Origin of the sequence: Pseudomonas sp. SWI7 (genome assembly GCF_006351945.1) — a bacterium.
Lineage (GTDB): Bacteria > Pseudomonadota > Gammaproteobacteria > Pseudomonadales > Pseudomonadaceae > Aquipseudomonas > Aquipseudomonas fulva.
Genome location: NZ_CP040930.1, coordinates 4,648,764 through 4,666,184, shown reverse-complemented (window position 1 = coordinate 4,666,184; position 17,421 = coordinate 4,648,764). Strand labels below are relative to the sequence as shown.

Sequence of the window (17,421 nt, the reverse complement as noted above, 5' to 3'; positions counted from 1 at the left end):
TCGGACTGACTGGGGCATACTTCCATACCCCCTTTCGCAACCAACAGGAAGCCACGCATGAAACGTATCAGCCTCATCCTGATCAGTTGCGCCCTGTTCAGCGGCCTCGTCCAGGCTTCCAGCAGCCAGGCCTGGAACGAGCACCGCCAGCAAATGCTCAAGGCCTGCCTGGCTGCCAGCCAGTTCAAGAACGCCCATGCCCGTAGCAAGCCCGCCGAATTCGACGACCAGACCGGCATGAGCGCCCTGCTGGTCGAAGGCCTGTACCCGCAAAAGCACATGAAGCAGCGAACCGGTACCGAGTTGTGCCTGTATGACCGCAAGCAACAGCGGGCGTATGTGAGTGAATGGAGCCCGCAAACCAAGTGAGCGATAGCCTGCGTTTCGCCTGCACCGGCTGCGGCAAGTGCTGCAGCGGCCACCATGTGCCCCTGACCCTGGCCGAGTCGCAGCGCTGGGCCCGTGACGGCGGGCAGGTGATAGTGCTGATAGAGGCATTCGTGGTGGACGGCCCTGGCATGCCCCCTGAGCAACGCGAACATGTGCTGTTGCGCTCTCATGCCGTGCCCAGTGCCGACGGCCAGGTTCGGGTGTCGGTGACCTTCGCGGCCTTCAACCCTGGCCGTTGCCGCTACCTGGACGACAACGACCTGTGCGCCATTTACGACCAGCGCCCACTGGTGTGCAGGATCTATCCGGTTGAAATCAACCCGCACATTCCCTTGCGGCCCGAGAGCAAGGATTGCCCACCCGAGGCCTGGCAACAGGGGCCTGAGCTGATTCACGGCACACAGCTGGTCGATGCCGAGTTGCAGGCGCTGGTGCAGGCCTCTCGGCAGGCAGACAGGGAAGACATTGCGGCCAAGGTGGCGGTCTGCCAAGCACTGGGCATGACCACCAGCGCGCTCAAGGGCAACGGCTTCACGGCCTACCTGCCTGACATGCAGGCATTTGCCACAGCCCTTGCAGAGCATCCTCAGGACACAGGGGGGTCTTGGGCTCTGCATGTCGAAGACGCTGTATTGCAGGCCCAGTTACAGGCACTTGGGGTGCAGGTGACTGACCAGCCACCGGTTTATTACGCCTTTATCGGGTTCTAGGGGCAGGACGGGTGATGTTGGCTTGAACACCGTCAGCCCGTTTTACCCGGTCAGGGGCGCCGCTGCGGCTGTAGTGGCCTACGCAGTGGCCGTGCCACGCAGCTTCGCGACTCACAAGGTTCGGTGATCCTTTCACAGGGTGTGTTCACACCGCCCACTGAGCGCCTTGTCTTTCGTCACGCTACAAGGCTCTAAACCGGGCATTTCAACGACAATCTGCGCCATTCCAGCCCCGATACTTACCTTTTACGCAACAGTGCTTATCCAACTTCGCTCTGTTTAAACTGCCTTCACACGACTAACTTTACCCCTGTCCTCATTAGCACTTGCACCGCAAGAAGGTAGTTAGAAATGTCCAACAGTATGGGTATTGCCAGCGTGTTCGTCCTGTCGTCCCTGTTGTTGTCCCCCCTGGCCATGGCCGAAGAGTCGCCCGCATTCGTGGCCCGCAACGCCGAGTTCGCAGCGGCCCATCAGGACGCCCGCGAAACAGTGGCCGCCCAGCATGCCGAGACGGTCAAAGCCTCGCAGCAGACAGCGTCCAAAGCGGTTGTCGATACCGACGCCGACAGCTGAGCCTACGCCTCGGCGCGTTCAACATCCGCCATGGGATTCATCTGTTTCAATATGTTAGCCTCTAAAAAGCCGCTGCCCTATCAGCGGCTTTTTTTCGTATGCGCTGGGTTTTCCCCTGGCAGATTCGTCATGCAGCAAGCATGACCATCTCCTACAACAAGCACTGCCCCGCCTACCGATCAAGGAGTCAATACCGGTGTCTTTCGCGTTTCGCTTCACCCCGCTTTTCATTGCGCTCAGTGCAAGTATTCCCGTCACGGCCCAGGCCACCGATGACAATGCCGAAGGTTTTGTAGCGGGTTCATCGTTGAACCTGCACCTGCGCAATGCTTATTTCAACCGCGACTCCCACAATCAGGGTGCACGCGATACGCGGGAATGGGGTCAAGGGGCAGTGGCGCGCTTCGAATCCGGTTACACGCCAGGCATCGTCGGTTTCGGTCTCGACGCGCACGCCATGCTGGGGGTTAAGCTGGACGGTGGCGGTGGTCATGCAGGCACCAGCATTCTGCCTACACATGTGAAAGGCGACGGCGAACTGGGCGCTGCCCCGCATTCGTTTTCCACAGCAGGCGCGGCGCTCAAGCTCAAGGCGCTGGACACCGAGTTCAAGGCCGGCGACCTGTTCTTGACCAACCCCGTGATCGCCGGTGGCGAAACCCGCATGCTGCCGCAAACGTTCCGGGGTATCAGCCTGATCAACACCAGCGTCGAGGGGCTGCTGCTTGAGGGTGGCAAGGTCAGTTTCACCAAGCCCTACAACCAAAGCGGCCACCGCCGTATCGATACCTACTATGGCTCGCTGGATGAGCGCGGCAAGAGCAAGCACCTGAGCTGGGCGGGCGCAGCCTGGAGCGGTACACCCAACATCACTACCAGCGTGTATGCGGCCGAACTGAAGGATATCTGGAACCAGTACTACGCCGACTTCGACTACACCTACGTGGTCAACGAGCAGGTCAGCCTCAACCCTGGCGCCCACTTTTATCACACGCAAGACACAGGCCGGGCCTTGCTGGGCAGCATCGACAACAATACCTACAGCCTTCACCTGACACTCAATGCGGGCGCCCATACCGTGACGGCCGCCTATCAGCGGGTCAACGGCGATACCCCGTTCGACTACATCAACCTCGGTGACAGCGTCTACCTGGACAACTCGCGCATGTATTCGGACTTCAACGCGCCGAACGAGCGGTCCTGGAAACTTCAGTACGGGTACGACTTCGCCGGCCTCGACTTGCCCGGCTTGAGCGCATCGCTGTCTTACTCGCGGGGCAAGGCCGACCTGACCAAGGCCGCCCAGGGCAACAGCCACTACGATTACTACCGGGCCGATGGCAAGGATGCCCAGCACTGGGAACGCGACCTGGACATCAAGTACGTGTTCCAGGAAGGCGACCTCAAAGACCTCTCGGTACTGGTACGGTATGCCACGCACCGCGGCGGCCAGGGCTACGCCTCGATTGACGGCAACAGCAACAACGACGAGATGCGCGTGATTGTCGACTATCCCTTGAACGTGTTCTGACAGTCACTGCAATCACTGGCTGATCAGCGCGGCAGGGGAACCCCTGCCGCACGGTAATTCCGTCGGACGAACTTGTCCGACAATCTTCACTTGCCTAGAATGTCGCCGCCGCAAATGGCCCCCAGCAGTCGCGACCATGCCTACCTCACCGTTACGCCTCCCCCCCTCCCGGTCGCACCCCGAACTTGCTCTCGTGCTGGGCAGTTGCCTGGCCGTGTTCGCCATCGTGGCCATCGTCAGCTACTTGCTGATGCGCGAGCGTGAAAGCGTGGAGCAATCGGCCGTACGCTCGGCCAACAACATCGTGCAATTGATCGAAAGTGACATTTTGCGCAATGTCGAGCTTTACGATCAGGCCCTGCAAAGGCTGATCTGGGCGGTAGGCCGCAAGGAGCTGCCCTCCGTACCCGGCCCCCTGCGCCAGCGGCTGCTGTTCGATGACACCTTCGCCGACCGCAAGCGTGGGGATGTACTGTGGCTGAACAGCAACGGTGACGTGGTAGGCGATTCGACCAGCAGCGTACCGCGCAAGGCCAACTTCCGGGACACAGGCGTGTTCCAGACCCATTTGCACAACCCCAACACCACCCTGCTGGTGGGGCCGCCGTTCAAGGCCCGATTGGGCGACCTGGACTGGTGCATCAGTTTCAGCCGGCGCATCACCGACCCGAACGGTGATTTCGCAGGCATCGCGGCTGGCGCGCTGCGCCTTGGCTACGTTACCGATCTGTTCAAACGCCTGGATATCGGCGCCAACAGCAGCGTGAACCTGCTCAACGTCGAAGGCCAGCTTCTGGCCCGCCAGCCCATGGGCCCCTCCGATCCATCGGTCGGTAGCCAGCATGCCGGCAAACCCAATTTCCAGCGAATACTCGGGCAGCAGAGTGGCAGCTTCGTCGCGGCCTCCGCCGGGGATGACGGCGAGCGCATGTATACCTTTGCCCGCGTGGGCGACTTGCCGCTGATCGTGCTGGTGGTGCATGCCACCGACGAGGTGTTCGCGTCCTGGCGCCGTACGGCACTGCTGGTCAGCGTTGCCACCGGGCTGCTGTGTGCGGGCATCATCTGGTTGACCTGGCTGCTCAGTCGCGAGCTGCGTCGCCGTTTCCAGGCTGAACAGCGCCTGGCGACCTTGGCCGCGACCGACAGCCTGACCGGCCTGGCCAACCGCCGGCACCTGGACCAAGTGCTGCGCCTTGAATGGGCACGTGCACAGCGTACGCGCCAACCACTGACGGTGCTGATGGTGGATGTGGATCATTTCAAGGCGTTCAATCAGCGCCACGGCCATGCGGGCGGTGACCATGTACTGCGCGAAGTGGCCAAGGCCATCGAGGCCTGTATCCGTCGGCCGGCCGATCTGGCCGCCCGGTATGGCGGGGAGGAATTTCAGGTGGTACTGCCGGAAACCGACGTGGAAGGGGCACGGATGCTGGCGGAACGAATATGCCGCAGCGTCGCACGACTCGCACCTTTTGGTAACGATACCCAACCGGTCACGGTGAGCATCGGTATTGGCAGCCTCAACGCACACACCCAGCAAGACCTTGCAGCCATGCTGGATGGGGCGGATGAAGCGCTCTACCGGGCCAAGGCCAACGGCCGCAACCGGGTAGAAGGCCCGGTCACTTAGGAATGAGCGCGGACCTTGTCACGCAGCGCCTTTACTTCATCATGATTTTGCTGCACGCCTTGGAGCTGACGATCGACCAGGTCCAGGCTGCTTGCTGCGGCAGGGACGTTGAGCTTGACGAGCTTTTCACGGGCTTGACGGTACGCCTTCAGGGCATAGTCCTGGCCACGCTCGGTCTCGTTCATCACCGCCTCGTCATCATGGCTGGTGAAGGCTGTCTTAAGTTCGATCCAGGCACGGTGCAGGTCACCGGTGAAGCTGGTGGATGTCTCCGGGTCACCGCCCAATTTACGGACCTCGTCCTGAAGCTCCTTAACAGCTTCGCTGCAACCACCGGCGCGCTTGGTCAGGAAGTCTTTGAGCATGGGACTCTTAACGTCTTCTGCCGATTTCAGAAAGCCTTTCTGGCCATCTTTGCTGTATTCGATCAGGTCGTTGAGAATATCGATCACGTCTTTATTGGTATCGCTCATGACTCAAACTCCTTGAGGGTTGATAAGTAGACAGGAGCAGCCTTCGTGCCAGCTTTCCAAAAAAAATAAAGTATTTTAAATCAGCAGCTTAAGAGATAAAGGCAAATTGCCATGCATCGCGTTCTGCATGATCCGCCTAGGTGGGTCGTGCAGTTTGCAGTATGGTGGGCGTCTTTATGACGAGTACGAAAATGTTCAACCCGGAACGTCTCGAGCTGCTGGTGACCCACAGCATGCCGTTCGGCAAATACCAAGGCAGGATCATTGCCGACCTGCCGGGCGATTACCTGGCGTGGTTTGCGCGCAAGGGCTTTCCTACAGGAGAGCTAGGGGAGTTGCTGGCGTTGATGCATGAGGTCGATCATAACGGCCTGGTTGACCTGCTGGCGCCGTTGCGGCGCAAGCATGGCTGTTGAGCGGGTTGGCCGACCGCGCCCTCACGGGACGGCACGGTGTAGCGCTGACGCCGCTCCCTGTAGGAGCGCCCTGGCAAGGCCGTGCCCACAGTGATCGCGTAATGTCGAAGTTGACGTATTCATCGGACCGCCTTGCACTTCATGGGCAAGCCAGCAAGCCCGATGAACGGCATCCGTAGCCGAGAAGGCTTGCCGCTGAGCAACCCTACCCCTTGGCCGGCGCCACCATCAACTCGACGTCTTCATTCTTCTTGATCAGCGCATACACCACCGCCGTCAGCAAGCTGCCTGCGACAATCGCCAACAGGTACAACGCGGCATGGTTGATGGCGTTCGGGATCAGCAGAACGAACAGGCCACCGTGTGGCGCCATGAGCTTGCAACCAAAGTACATGGACAACGCTCCGGTCAGCGCGCCCCCTGCCAGGCTCGCCGGGATTACTCGAAGCGGGTCCTTGGCGGCGAATGGAATGGCCCCTTCAGAAATGAAGCACAGCCCCAGCGCCAACGCTGCCTTGCCTGCCTCCCGCTCGCTCTGGGCGAATTTGCGCCTGGCCAGGAACGTGGCAAGGCCCAGGCCGATCGGCGGCACCATGCCAGCGGCCATGGTGGCCGCCATCGGGGCATAGCTCGAAGAGGCCAGCAACCCTACCGAGAACGCATAGGCGGCCTTGTTGATCGGCCCGCCGAGGTCGATGCACATCATGCCACCGAGCAGCAGCCCCAGCAGGATCGCGTTGGTGGTGCCCATGCTGTCGAGAAACCGCGTAAGGCCTTCAAGCATGGCCGCCACGGGCTGCCCCACCACGTAGATCATCACCAGCCCGGTGAACAGGCTCGCCAGCAAAGGAATGATCAGGATCGGTTTGAGCGCCTCCAGGCTGGTGGGCAGCTTCGCCCAGCGGGCAATGGCCTTGGCGCTGTAGCCGGCCAGAAAGCCTGCCACGATGCCGCCAATGAAGCCGGCGCCCAGGGTGCTGGCCAGCAGACCGCCGATCATGCCTGGGGCCAACCCTGGCCGATCAGCGATGGACCAGGCGATATAGCCTGCCAGCAGTGGCACCATCAGTTTGAACGCCGCTTCGCCGCCGATCTGCATCAGCGCAGCCGGTAGCGTCCCCGCTTCCTTGTAAGCTTCGATGCCGAACACGAACGACAAGGCGATCAGCAGCCCCCCGGCCACGACCATGGGCAGCATGAACGAGACACCGGTCAGCAGGTGCTTGTAGACGCCGGTCTTTTCGCCCTTGCTGGCGGCGGCGCTGGCCGAAGCAGCCCCACCCTCCTCCACCTTGGCTTCGGCCAGCGCCTTGTCCAGGGTGGCGCGGGCCTGCTTGAGCGCAATGCCAGTACCGCAGCGGTAGATGCGCTTGCCCGCAAAGCGCGCGGCGGGCACCTCGATGTCAGCGGCCAGCAGCACCACGTCGGCCGCTGCGATGGCTTCGGCCGAAAGCGGGTTGCGTGCCCCGACCGAGCCTTGGGTTTCAACGGTGAGCTGGTAGCCCATCTGCTGCGCGGCCTGTTGCAGGGCTTCGGCCGCCATGAAGGTGTGGGCGACGCCAGTCGGGCACGCAGTGACTGCAACGATGCGCACTTCATCGCGGGTAGCGACATCCGGTGCTACGGCCGTCAGCGGCTGCGCATTGGCGGCTGCTTCGTCGAGAAAGCCTTCGCGGTCAGCCAATGCCTGGGACGGCGTGCTCTGGTACACACGCTTGCCGACAAAACGGCTCAGGTCCACCGGGCCGGTGCTGACCACCAGCACCCAGTCGGCGGCAGCGATCTGTGCTGCGTCGAGCTGTCGTTCGGGATGCTCGGCATCCTGCACCTCGACCTGAGTGGTCCAGCCACGGCGCTGGGCCGCAGCCGCCAGCAGGCGAGCGCTGAGTAGGCTCGATACCTGGCCATTGGGGCAGGCGGTGAGAATGACAATGTTCATTGGCAACCCTCTTGTTGTTCTGTCAGGCTCACGGCGGCTTGCAGGCGGGCCAACTGGTCATGGTCATTGATGCCGAAACCCACCTGGGTGACGGCCTGTGCGGCGATGGCGGTGGCGCGGGCCAAGGTGCGCGACGCGGCCTCACCCTGCAACAGCCCGTGGACCATGCCGGCCACGAGAGAGTCCCCGGCACCGACCGTGCTGGCCACGTTCACCTTGGGCGGTACCGCCACCAGGGTGAAGTTCCGGGCGAACCAGCGCACCCCGTGCTCGCCGGCCGACACCACCACATGCTCGACGCCCTCGTCCAGTAGCTGGCGGGCAGCCAGTCGCTGTTGGCCGACATCGTCCACGGGCGTGCCCAGGGCTTCGCCCAATTCTTCGGTATTGGGCTTGACCAGCCATGGCAGGCTTTGCAGACCGACGCGCAGCGCCTGGCCGCTGGTGTCGAGCGCCACTTTCAAACCCATCGCCTTGAGTTCATCGAGCAAGTCACCAAACCATTGAGGGCTGATCCCGCGTGGCAGGCTGCCAGCAACGACCACGGCATCGTGCCCCGGCGCGTGCTGGCGCAACAGGCGCAGCAAGGCATCGCAAGCGGCCGCGTCCACTTCCGGGCCCAAACCGTTGATGTCGGTGACGCGGCCATCGGCCTCGACCAGCTTGAGGTTGCTGCGGGTTTCCCCAGGCACGCGCACGAAGCAATCGCAGAAGCCGCGCCAGTCGATCAGCGCTTCGAACGCCGGCAGGTTGTCCTGCCCGAGAAAGCCACTGACGGTCACGCTATGGCCCAGGTCGGCCAGCACCTGGGCGACGTTCAGGCCCTTGCCAGCCGCGTGACTGTGCTGGGCCTGGCTGCGGTTGACGTGACCGGGGCGCAGGCTGTCGAGCCCGATGGTGATGTCCACGGCGGGGTTAAGGGTCAGGGTCAGGATCTTGGCCATTCAATAACGCTCCACCAGCGCGCGAACCGCGGCGGCGCTGTCTTGTTGCAAGGCCTCACGCGCCAAGGCGCGGGCTGTACGGGAATCGGCCTGGCGCACCAGGGCCTTGACTTCGGCAACGCTGCGCGATGCCACGCTCAGCTCGTCCACTTCAAGCCCCAGCAGCACCGCGACGGCCTGCGGGTCAGCCGCCAGTTCGCCGCACACTCCCACCCACTTGCCATGGGCGTGGGCGGCGCGCACCGTCATGTCGATCAGGCTGAGGACCGCAGGGTGCAGCCCATCGGCCTGGGCGGACAGGCTGGGGTGGCCACGGTCGATGGCCAGGGTGTATTGGGTCAGGTCATTGGTGCCGATGCTGAAGAAGTCCACCTCGCGCGCCAGTTGCGGCGCCAGCAGGGCTGCCGAGGGCACCTCGACCATGATGCCCACCTGCAGGTCTGCCACGGGTATTTCCGTGCGCAGGCGCTCGACCATCGCACGGGCCTCGCGCCACTCGTGCATCTGCCCGACCATGGGGAACATGATGCGCAAAGGGCGTTGATCGGCGGCGCGCAGCAGGGCCCGCAGTTGGTCTTCCATCACCTGCGGGCGCTGCAGGGTCAGACGCACGCCGCGCACGCCGAGGAACGGGTTCTCTTCTGCGGCGATCGGCCAGTACGGCAGCGGTTTGTCGCCGCCTACGTCCAGGGTTCGCACCACCAGCGGGCGCCCGTCCAGGCCATCGAGCACGCGGCGGTACTCGGCTTCTTGGGTGGCCACATCCGGCGCCTGAGAGTGGGCCATGAAAATCAGTTCGGTGCGCAACAGGCCGACGCCTTCGGCCCCCTGCTCCACCACCTTGTCGATACCGCTGCTTTCACCGATGTTGGCGAAGACCTCAATGGCATGGCCATCACGGGTCACTGCCGGGTCGAAACGGTTGGCCCAGGCGGCTTGCAGACGCTGCTCGCGCACGTCACGCTCGGCCAGGGCACGCTGCAGCTCTTCGGCTGGCGGCGCGACGTTGACCACACCGCGTTGGCCGTCGAGCAGCAGCGGTGTGCCATTCTCGAGCAGCAGCACGCCGGGGCCTGCTCCGACTACGGCAGGAATACCCAGCGCCCGGGCGACGATGGCGCTGTGCGCGGTGGCGCCACCCTGGGCTGTAACAATACCGGCAACCCGCGCCGGGTCGAGCCTGGCGACATCGGAGGGTCCAACCTCGCTCATCACCAGCACGTAAGGTTGGTCAGGCTCGCTCTGCGTCTGGACGCCGCACAGCTGGGCCAATACGCGGCGACCCACATCGCGCAGGTCAGCGGCCCGTTCGGCCAGCAACGCGTCGTGCAGCGCTTCTTGCTGGCTGGCCGCTGATTCGATCACCGCCATCCACGCGGCGGCGGCACTTTCCCCTTGGGCCAGGCGCTGCTCGACGTCGTCGGTCAGGGCCGGGTCGGCCAGCATTTCCTGATGGGTGACGAAAATCTCGCCGATGGCCGCGTCGCTGCGCTGCACCAGCACCTGAAGGTCGGCACTGACGGTAGCCACGGCCTGGGTCAGTTTGTGTCGTTCCTGATCGTACGACTCGCCGCGCAGCGGATAGTCGAACGTGCGTTCGGTCACGACGTGGGCAGGGCCGCATGCGATACCTGGGGCAGCGCCCACACCCTGCACGCGGCTGCCGGCCGCCGGCGCCTTCGCCGTTTCGACTGCTGGCTGCGCAGGGGCCTCTGCAACAAGCGGCAGCGCTTCCACCTCCTCACCCAACCCCTGCTCGATGGCTGCCAGCAACGCAGGCAGGGCATCGGCGGCGATAGCAGGCTCGGCCACCAGCTCCAGTTCCTGGCCGCGGCGCGCGCCAAGGCTCAACAGCTTGCTCAGGCTTTTCACCGACACGCCAGGCTGACCGCTGTCGACCACGCGGACGCGAATGTCGCCCTCGAAACGTTTGGCCAGCTGCGCCAGCACCTTGGCTGGGCGAGCATGCAGGCCGTGGGCGTTGGCCAGCAGGATGCGCGCGCTCGGCCAGTCGGCAGGCGCCTCGCCGCCGAGCACTTCGAGCACGGCGCGGCTGCTGGTGGCCTGGTAGAGCATCTGCCCACGGCCTTCGATCAACACTTCGCACAACCGTTCGAGCAAGGCCTGGTGGGCAGCACCCAGGCTGGCCAGGCAGAACAGACCCGTCAGGGGTTGATCGCGGTAGCGCACAGGTTGTGCCGGGGTGACGAAGGCCAGGCCTGGCTGGCGAACCTGACGTTCGCTGTGCAGCCACCACAAACCCTCTCCCAGCGGCAGCGGCTCTGCCTGTTGCAGTACGGCAGCAAAGCCGCTGTCCACGCAGTTGGCGCGCTGCAACAAGCGCGCACCGCGCCAGGCCAGCTCATCGAAATCTTCGGCTGGAAGGTTCAAGGCGACCAACTGCGCATCGAGCGCCAACTCCTGCGGTGCACCCTGCAGCAGTTTGAGCAAGGCCTCGGCCGAGCCGGCACGGCGCAGGGCCTCGGCCAGATCGGTTTCGCCCAGGGCGCGGGTCAGTAATTGCAGCAGGCGCAAGTGCTCGTCAGAGCGCGCAGCGATACCAATGGCCAAGTACACAATCTGCCCATCGCCCCAGTCCACACCCTCGGGGAACTGCAACAGACGCACGCCTGTGGTGTGCACCAGGTCGCGGGTCTGCGGCGTACCGTGGGGGATGGCGATGCCCTGGCCAAGGAACGTGGAACCTTGCGCCTCGCGGTCCTGCAACCCTTGCAGGTAGCCCTCGGCGACCAGTCCGTCGGCGACCAGGCGGTCCGCCAGCAGGCGCAATGCGTGCGCCTTGTCGGGGGCCGTCTGGCCCATGGCTATCTGCTCCTTGGCGAGCTCGAGCATGACCTTCTCCCTTTGCAGTTCCCGGATGGGTACTGGAGTATTGTTGTGAAATTCACGGAAATGGCCAGTTCAACCGCCTTGCACAGTGGGCAGCAGATGCAGAAAATCAGGAGGCTGAAACGTTTAATCTGACCAGGCGGCCACGTTACTCGATAATCTGCCGATGAAAAAGCCCCATCCTGTCGGACAATTGCGACAATGGTCGCCTGCGCTCGCTGGGGTATCAGGGTCAAACTGCCTGGTCATCGCCCACAGCCAGCTTTGGTCATAACAAGGAAAACTCGGTGAAACTCAGCGATATCGCCCGTCTGGCCGGTGTGTCCGTCACCACCGCCAGTTACGTCATCAATGGCAAGGCCGAACAGCAACGCATCAGCAACAGCACCGTGGAGCGCGTGCAGGCGGTGGTGCAGGCCCATGGCTTCACGCCCAACCCCCAGGCCGCTGGTTTGCGCAGCCGGCACACCCGTACGCTCGGCTTCATTCTCCCGGACCTTGAGAACCCCAGCTATGCGCGTATTGCCAAGCGCCTTGAGCAAGGCGCCCGGGCCCGGGGCTATCAGTTGCTGATCGCCAGCAGTGACGACCAGCCCGACAGCGAACGCCAGTTGCAGCAGCTGTTCCGGGCACGCCGCTGCGATGCCTTGTTCGTCGCCAGCTGCCTACCGCCGCAAGACCAGAGCTACCGCGAGCTACAAGACAAGGGCCTGCCGGTCATCGCCATCGACCGCGGTCTGGACCCCCGGTATTTTTGCTCGGTGATCAGCGATGACCATGATGCCAGTCGTCGTCTGGCGGCCAGCCTGTTGAGCACCGCGCCAAGCAGCATCGCCCTGATCGGCGCACGCCCTGAACTGTCGGTCAGCCAGGCCCGCGCCGGTGGTTTCGACGATGCGCTGCAGGGCTTTGCCGGTGAGGTGCGCCGCTACCAGGGCGAAGCGTTCAGCCGAGAGTGCGGGCAGCGGCTCATGCAGCAATTGATCGATGAGCTGGGCCACCTGCCCGATGCCTTGATCACCACCTCGTACGTGCTCCTGCAGGGGGTGTTCGACGCGCTGCACGCCCAGCCCATCGAATCGCGCCGGTTGCAGCTGGGCACTTTTGGCGACAACCAACTGCTCGATTTCTTGCCGCTGCCGGTCAATGCCATGGCCCAGCGTCACGGTGACATGGCCGCCAAGGCACTGGAGCTGGCACTTGCCGCAATCGAAGACAAACGCTATGAACCCGGCGTGCATGCGGTAGCGCGTACCTTCAAGCAGCGAATCGACGCGCCATGAACCTGCGCCTGATCGACACCCACACGCACCTGGACTTCCCCGACTTCGACGCCGACCGCCCGAGCCTGATGGCCCGCGCGAGCGCGCGAGGCGTCGAGCGAATGGTGGTGCTGGGGGTTCATCAGGCCAACTTTCAGCGGGTATGGGACCTGGCCTGCAGCGACTCGCGCCTGGCGGCGGCGCTTGGCCTGCACCCGGTCTATCTTGAAGAGCATCAACCCGGCCACATCGAGCAGTTGCGCGCCTGGTTGGAGCGCTTGCGTGGCGACAGCCGTCTGTGTGCGGTAGGCGAGTTCGGACTGGATTACTACCTGCCTGAACTGGACAAGGTCCGTCAGCAACGGTTGTTCGAGGCACAGTTGCAAATGGCGTGCGATTTCCAGTTACCGGCCCTGCTGCACGTACGCCGCAGCCACGCCCAGGTGATTGCCGCCCTCAAGCGCTACAGGCCGATGCGGGCGGGTATCATCCATGCGTTCGCCGGCAGTTACGAAGAGGCACGTGAGTACATCAAGCTAGGCTTTCGGCTTGGGCTGGGCGGCGCGGCGACCTGGCCCCAGGCCGTGCGGCTGCGCCGTACGGTTACCCGCTTACCGCTCGACAGCGTGGTGCTGGAGACCGACGCACCGGACATGGCGCCGGTCATGCATCCTGGGGTGCGCAACAGCCCCGAGCACCTGCCAGACATCGCACACTCGCTGGCCGAGTCGATGGGCGTGCCCGTCGAGCAATTGGCCGAAGCGAGCACGCGCAACGCCTGCGAGCTGTTTGGTTGGCAAGCCCTGGGCTGACTCGCACAGGCCCGGCCTACGTGGTCAGGCCAACACGGTCCACAACGCGAAAGCGGCATACCACAGCACACCACAACGCAGCACCAGGTCCCACAGGCTGTCCAGGCGCCGCGCCCCACCTTCATTGTCGCCGGCAGTGCCGGCATGACTGCCGTCATCTGCAATGCGCCCGATGCGGGCCACCAGGTGCGCGGCGCTGATATGCCAGTTCAACAGTTCGTGCAACATTTCGCGGGCAACGGCGACGAAGTTGCCGACCAAAGCAAAGCTCAATGCCACCACCCTGACCGGCACCCAGTCCATGAGATGGCGAAGCTGCTCGGCACGTTGCTGGAGTGCGGGTCGCTGACTGTGCGCTTGGCACAACGCCAGAAGGCGGTAAGCTAGCGCGACGGCCGGGCCCAGCAGGAAGTACCAAAAGATGACGGCGAAAAAGCCCTGATAGGCCTCCCACAGCAGCCTGCTTTGCAGGCGTTCGCGCAGGCTGCGGGGCCCATCGGCCACGACCCCCAGGTCACGTGCGGCCACGTGCAGCGCGGCCTGTTCATCGCCCCTGTGCCAGGCGTCACGCAAAGGCCCGAGGGAAGCCTTGGCATCGCCACGCCCCAGGCTATAGACCAGCACCAGAAGATGCACTGGCAAGGCCAGCAGGCCGTAGGCAACGGGCTCAAGCACATGCAACAGCAGTGACAGCACCACCACCGGCGCCAGCACCACAGCGGCCAGCACCCACCCTGCAGGCAGCCCACCTCTGCGCTCAAGGCGCGCCAGTTCGCCAAGGAAGAAACCGTCACGCTGGACCAGATGGCGCAAGCCCGAAAACTTCTCGAACCACAGCACCAGGATCAATACCAGAAAACTCATACTTCAGCCCTCATTGCGCTGTAACGCCTGGCGGTACCGCTCCCAGTCGAAGGCAGGGCCGGGGTCGGTCTTGCGCTGGGGGGCGATGTCGCTGTGCCCTTGAATACGCTCGGGGGTAATGGCCGGCCAGGCCTTACGGATGTGACGCGTCAAGCGGTCGAGGGTCAGGTACTGCGCCTCGGTATAGGGTATGTGGTCAGTGCCCTCGAGCTCGATGCCGATCGAGAAGTCGTTGCATCCCTCACGGCCGTCGAAACAGGAGACGCCCGCATGCCAGGCGCGGTCGTGCAACGAGACGAACTGGGTCACCGCGCCTCCACGCTCGATGAACAGGTGCGCAGATACCTTCAGGTGCTCGATGGTGGCGAAATAGGGGTGAGCGTTCGGATCGAGTCGGTTCTGGAAGAACGCCTGGACGTAACCGCCGCCGAAGTTGGCCGGCGGCAAGCTGATGTTGTGAAGCACCAGCAGAGAAATGTGCTCACCTTGCGGGCGAACATTGAAATTCGGTGAGGGGCAGTGGGTGATTCCGTCTCCGTGGAACCAGCCAGTGGCACGGTCCAATTGCATGGGGCCTGTCCTGAAAAGTGCTGCACAGAGCGTCAGTATGCCCTGCCGCCGCTGTCGTTGACACGGTAATCGTCACAAGGCGGCCTGCCCGCTCCTGCGTAAAGTCTCTATGACCGCTTCCAGGGCGCGCTCGAATAAAGGGCCGTCATCCAGTACGCGGACAGTGCCGGCTTCCAGGGCCTGGTCAAGGCCGGCGCCACTCCACTCCCGCACTTTCATGCCGCTGCGATTGGCAAAGACGAGCTTGTCGCAGCTGTCCAGGCGAGCCACTAACTTGCAGCGCTGGATGCCACCGTCATCGGACACTTCAATCCAGGTGCCCATGCGCAAGCGTTGCACCTTCTGCGAGACCTTGCCCTGCTCACCGGCCGGTTGCAGCCCAGGCCCGTCTGCCTCTTCGGCCAACGTCACCAGGATGTCCTGGGTAACCAGGATGTCGTCCTCGTCTATCTCGGCGTCACCTGCATAAGCACGTAGGTGCAGTTGTTGGAGTTTGCGGAAAAATTCACGGGTCACCAGCGAATCGGTGCCAACACTGGCCAGCCCATCGCGCAGTGACTTGAGCAACGGCGGTACCTGATGCATCAGGACCTGCGGCGCAAGCGATGGCATCACACTGGCCAGCAACGTATCAAGGGTCTGCAGAGCATTGCGCCAGCCCAGAGAGGTTTCTCCGTGCCTGAGCCAGGCCAGCATCATGACCTGGCTCCAGTTGTTGCTCAGCATCTGTACCACTGCCTGCGGCCACACACGTCCGCGCAGACGCTGGCTGAGCACCTGTTGCACCTGTCGCCTGGCGAGCGAGGCATTGGCCCGCCCTTCTTCGGCGTCCCGAGTGCGCTGCTCGAACAGCTCGGTACGCCGCCGTTCATGCTGGGTCTGCCCGAGAAAGTCCTCGAGCAGCTCACCGAACAGACGCGAGTCTTCGGCAAAATCGATGAGCAAGCGCTGAACCACATGTTCTGCGCGCAGTTGCAAGGCATCACCCTGCCCTTGCTCGCCCGGGTCGCAGCCGAGCCCCGCCGCCGCCAATTCGTTGAGCAGCCGTCGGGCGGGATGGCTGGCGCGGCTGAGCAGCCCCCTGTCCAGCAGCGCCACCTTGAGCAGCGGGATCTGCAGGCGCGCCAGCACTGCTCGCAGGCAAATGGGCAGATTGTCATCACTTGCAATGAACCTGAACACCTGCTCGATCAGGTTGATCATGTCTTCGTCGTCACCGCCAATGAAGCGGCGGGTACCGCTACGCACGCTGATGGTCAGCAGCAACTGCTCCAGTTGCTGGCCAAGGACGAAGTCATCAGCCGCGCCGGGCTCCGGCACATAGTGCTGCAGGTGTGAAAGCAACCGCAGCAGATCGGCCCTGCTGACCTGCTGGGCGCCGGCCGGTGCACCCAGGCGAGGCGCCAACACCCCACGTGTCGCTCGCAGAAGCGGCTGCAGGGAGGCGAACAAGGCCTCGCCTGCGGTATCGTCGGCCGCTTCAGGCTCATGATAGGAACGCTCGTCCGGCTCCGCCAGCAAGCAACTGTCTCCAGCTCGTCGGCAAGGCGTCGGTGGCAACTGCCCCAGCACACCTGCCGCAATCAGTACCCTGTTGGCTTCGCCATAGATGACTTGCGCGTCGCACAGCACGTACCGTTCGAACAGCTTGAGCAGCACCAGCTTTACGCGCGGCCCTACACCCAGGCTTTGCCCGGCTTCGAGAAAGCAGCGGCACAGGGCAATAGGGTTCAGGGGGTTGCACTGCTCAGGCACATGACGTTCGAGCAGCGTCTGCAGGCGCAGACCCAACTGCTGCAAGGCGACGCCATCACGGGCCTTCACTCTGGCAACCATCGCTTCCACCGCTGCTGCGCGCTCGGACTGACCGGGGGTAGAAGACAAGGCGTGAACGATGGTTGCCGGGGCACGTTCAGGCTCAGGCTCGACCAAGCGCGCGAAGGCTTCATGGACGGTATCGAGAAACAGCCGCTCGATGCTCTTGCGTTTGAGCCGCAAGTCGCGCATGGCTTCGAAATACAGGTGCTGAGCGAACCGGTCAGCGGCCTTGTCCGCCATTTCGAACAGCGTATCGTCGGCATTGTCGAACAGCGCCTGCAAACCCTGACGCAGCTGCAAGGCGGCCTGATCGCGCACCTGCAGCAGCGCAATGGGCAGACTCGAAGGGGGCGTGCGCCGTCCATGTTCAGCCGCCGCCAAGGGCACTACCTTGCCCTCTTTGTGCATCCTGTACTCCTTGCAGGGTGTCGGGCCCAGACACGGCCGATTTCGCCAATAGCATGACGCCAAATATCAGACAGCATTATCAGGAATAATTCCTTTTACTGCCAGATACGTTTCCCTTGGTAAGTCTTGACCCTGAATAGGCAGTGATTGCTCAACCCGCTGCGTCATGGCAACCGACCACCGGCTGTACACACCTGCGCCCTGCCCTATAATCGCGGGCATCTC

15 protein-coding genes are annotated in these 17,421 nt (G+C 63.3%); 8 read left to right on the top strand and 7 right to left on the bottom strand.

Annotation, left to right across the window (positions count from 1 at the left end):
- The first annotated feature begins 57 nt into the window (after nt 1–57).
- The 5 genes from FH041_RS21415 (at nt 58) to FH041_RS21395 (ending at nt 4,840) form a co-directional block, all read left to right on the top strand.
- Nucleotides 58–369: a hypothetical protein gene (locus FH041_RS21415; protein ID WP_049695469.1), complete on the top strand. Its 312-nt coding sequence runs from the start codon at nt 58–60 to the stop codon at nt 367–369.
- On the top strand, nt 366–1,100 hold the full coding sequence (locus tag FH041_RS21410; protein ID WP_028688220.1) for a YkgJ family cysteine cluster protein: 735 nt from the start codon (nt 366–368) through the stop codon (nt 1,098–1,100). Before FH041_RS21415 ends, FH041_RS21410 begins: the two co-directional genes overlap by 4 nt.
- Before the next feature lie 351 nt (nt 1,101–1,451).
- Nucleotides 1,452–1,676 carry a hypothetical protein gene (locus FH041_RS21405; protein WP_028688221.1) on the top strand — a complete coding sequence of 75 codons (225 nt, stop codon included), beginning with the start codon at nt 1,452–1,454 and terminating at the stop codon, nt 1,674–1,676.
- 196 nt (nt 1,677–1,872) lie between these two features.
- Nucleotides 1,873–3,207, top strand: coding sequence for an OprD family porin (locus FH041_RS21400; RefSeq protein WP_028688222.1), 1,335 nt, complete (start codon nt 1,873–1,875; stop codon nt 3,205–3,207).
- Nucleotides 3,208–3,343: 136 nt separating this feature from the next.
- Nucleotides 3,344–4,840: a diguanylate cyclase domain-containing protein gene (locus FH041_RS21395; protein ID WP_140175049.1), complete on the top strand. Its 1,497-nt coding sequence runs from the start codon at nt 3,344–3,346 to the stop codon at nt 4,838–4,840.
- Here the strand turns inward: FH041_RS21395 and FH041_RS21390 are convergent.
- Nucleotides 4,837–5,313 (bottom strand): PA2169 family four-helix-bundle protein, encoded by a 477-nt coding sequence (locus FH041_RS21390; protein WP_140175047.1) that lies wholly within the window; start codon nt 5,311–5,313, stop codon nt 4,837–4,839. The two genes, FH041_RS21395 and FH041_RS21390, sit on opposite strands and share 4 nt — an antisense overlap.
- Nucleotides 5,314–5,504: 191 nt before the next feature.
- Between FH041_RS21390 and FH041_RS21385 the strand changes: the two genes are divergently transcribed.
- Complete coding sequence (locus FH041_RS21385) at nt 5,505–5,729, top strand: DUF3820 family protein (protein WP_128611090.1); 225 nt, start codon at nt 5,505–5,507, stop codon at nt 5,727–5,729.
- Between the two features lie 205 nt (nt 5,730–5,934).
- Here the strand turns inward: FH041_RS21385 and FH041_RS21380 are convergent, their stop codons facing one another.
- Genes FH041_RS21380 through ptsP form a run of 3 tightly spaced genes read right to left on the bottom strand, consistent with a single transcriptional unit; the run spans nt 5,935 to nt 11,465 of the window.
- Nucleotides 5,935–7,668, bottom strand: coding sequence for a PTS fructose-like transporter subunit IIB (locus tag FH041_RS21380; RefSeq protein ID WP_140175045.1), 1,734 nt, complete (start codon nt 7,666–7,668; stop codon nt 5,935–5,937).
- On the bottom strand, nt 7,665–8,612 hold the full coding sequence (pfkB, locus tag FH041_RS21375; RefSeq protein WP_027916581.1) for a 1-phosphofructokinase: 948 nt from the start codon (nt 8,610–8,612) through the stop codon (nt 7,665–7,667). Before pfkB ends, FH041_RS21380 begins: the two co-directional genes overlap by 4 nt.
- Nucleotides 8,613–11,465, bottom strand: coding sequence for a phosphoenolpyruvate--protein phosphotransferase (ptsP, locus tag FH041_RS21370; protein WP_088523847.1), 2,853 nt, complete (start codon nt 11,463–11,465; stop codon nt 8,613–8,615). It lies immediately after the preceding gene.
- Nucleotides 11,466–11,749: 284 nt separating this feature from the next.
- Between ptsP and cra the strand changes: the two genes are divergently transcribed.
- Together cra and FH041_RS21360 are read left to right on the top strand one after the other, a co-directional pair.
- The gene (cra, locus tag FH041_RS21365) at nt 11,750–12,745 is read left to right on the top strand and encodes a catabolite repressor/activator (protein ID WP_023534675.1); all 996 of its coding nucleotides are present in this window, start codon (nt 11,750–11,752) and stop codon (nt 12,743–12,745) included.
- 2 nt (nt 12,746–12,747) lie between these two features.
- A complete protein-coding gene (locus tag FH041_RS21360; protein WP_088523848.1) occupies nt 12,748–13,536 on the top strand; it encodes a TatD family hydrolase in 789 nt (262 codons plus the stop codon).
- A 24-nt stretch (nt 13,537–13,560) separates the two neighbouring features.
- Here the strand turns inward: FH041_RS21360 and ampE are convergent, their stop codons facing one another.
- From ampE to FH041_RS21345, 3 genes are all read right to left on the bottom strand, one after another.
- A complete protein-coding gene (gene ampE / locus FH041_RS21355; RefSeq protein ID WP_027916584.1) occupies nt 13,561–14,400 on the bottom strand; it encodes a regulatory signaling modulator protein AmpE in 840 nt (279 codons plus the stop codon).
- Nucleotides 14,401–14,403: 3 nt separating this feature from the next.
- Entirely contained in the window at nt 14,404–14,970 is a 567-nt protein-coding gene (gene ampD, locus FH041_RS21350) for a 1,6-anhydro-N-acetylmuramyl-L-alanine amidase AmpD (protein ID WP_104926516.1), read from the bottom strand.
- 72 nt (nt 14,971–15,042) lie between these two features.
- Complete coding sequence (locus tag FH041_RS21345; RefSeq protein ID WP_088523845.1) at nt 15,043–17,196, bottom strand: DUF1631 domain-containing protein; 2,154 nt, start codon at nt 17,194–17,196, stop codon at nt 15,043–15,045.
- Nucleotides 17,197–17,421: the final 225 nt, after the last annotated feature.

What these genes read in the sequence shown, in the direction of transcription:
- FH041_RS21415 (WP_049695469.1), top strand. Translation starts at nt 58, where the DNA reads ATGAAACGTATCAGCCTCATCCTGATCAGTTGCGCCCTGTTCAGCGGC.
- FH041_RS21405 (WP_028688221.1), top strand. Translation starts at nt 1,452, where the DNA reads ATGTCCAACAGTATGGGTATTGCCAGCGTGTTCGTCCTGTCGTCCCTG.
- FH041_RS21395 (WP_140175049.1), top strand. Translation starts at nt 3,344, where the DNA reads ATGCCTACCTCACCGTTACGCCTCCCCCCCTCCCGGTCGCACCCCGAA.
- FH041_RS21390 (WP_140175047.1), bottom strand. Translation starts at nt 5,313, where the DNA reads ATGAGCGATACCAATAAAGACGTGATCGATATTCTCAACGACCTGATC.
- FH041_RS21385 (WP_128611090.1), top strand. Translation starts at nt 5,505, where the DNA reads ATGTTCAACCCGGAACGTCTCGAGCTGCTGGTGACCCACAGCATGCCG.
- FH041_RS21380 (WP_140175045.1), bottom strand. Translation starts at nt 7,668, where the DNA reads ATGAACATTGTCATTCTCACCGCCTGCCCCAATGGCCAGGTATCGAGC.
- pfkB (WP_027916581.1), bottom strand. Translation starts at nt 8,612, where the DNA reads ATGGCCAAGATCCTGACCCTGACCCTTAACCCCGCCGTGGACATCACC.
- ptsP (WP_088523847.1), bottom strand. Translation starts at nt 11,465, where the DNA reads ATGCTCGAGCTCGCCAAGGAGCAGATAGCCATGGGCCAGACGGCCCCC.
- ampE (WP_027916584.1), bottom strand. Translation starts at nt 14,400, where the DNA reads ATGAGTTTTCTGGTATTGATCCTGGTGCTGTGGTTCGAGAAGTTTTCG.
- ampD (WP_104926516.1), bottom strand. Translation starts at nt 14,970, where the DNA reads ATGCAATTGGACCGTGCCACTGGCTGGTTCCACGGAGACGGAATCACC.
- FH041_RS21345 (WP_088523845.1), bottom strand. Translation starts at nt 17,196, where the DNA reads ATGCACAAAGAGGGCAAGGTAGTGCCCTTGGCGGCGGCTGAACATGGA.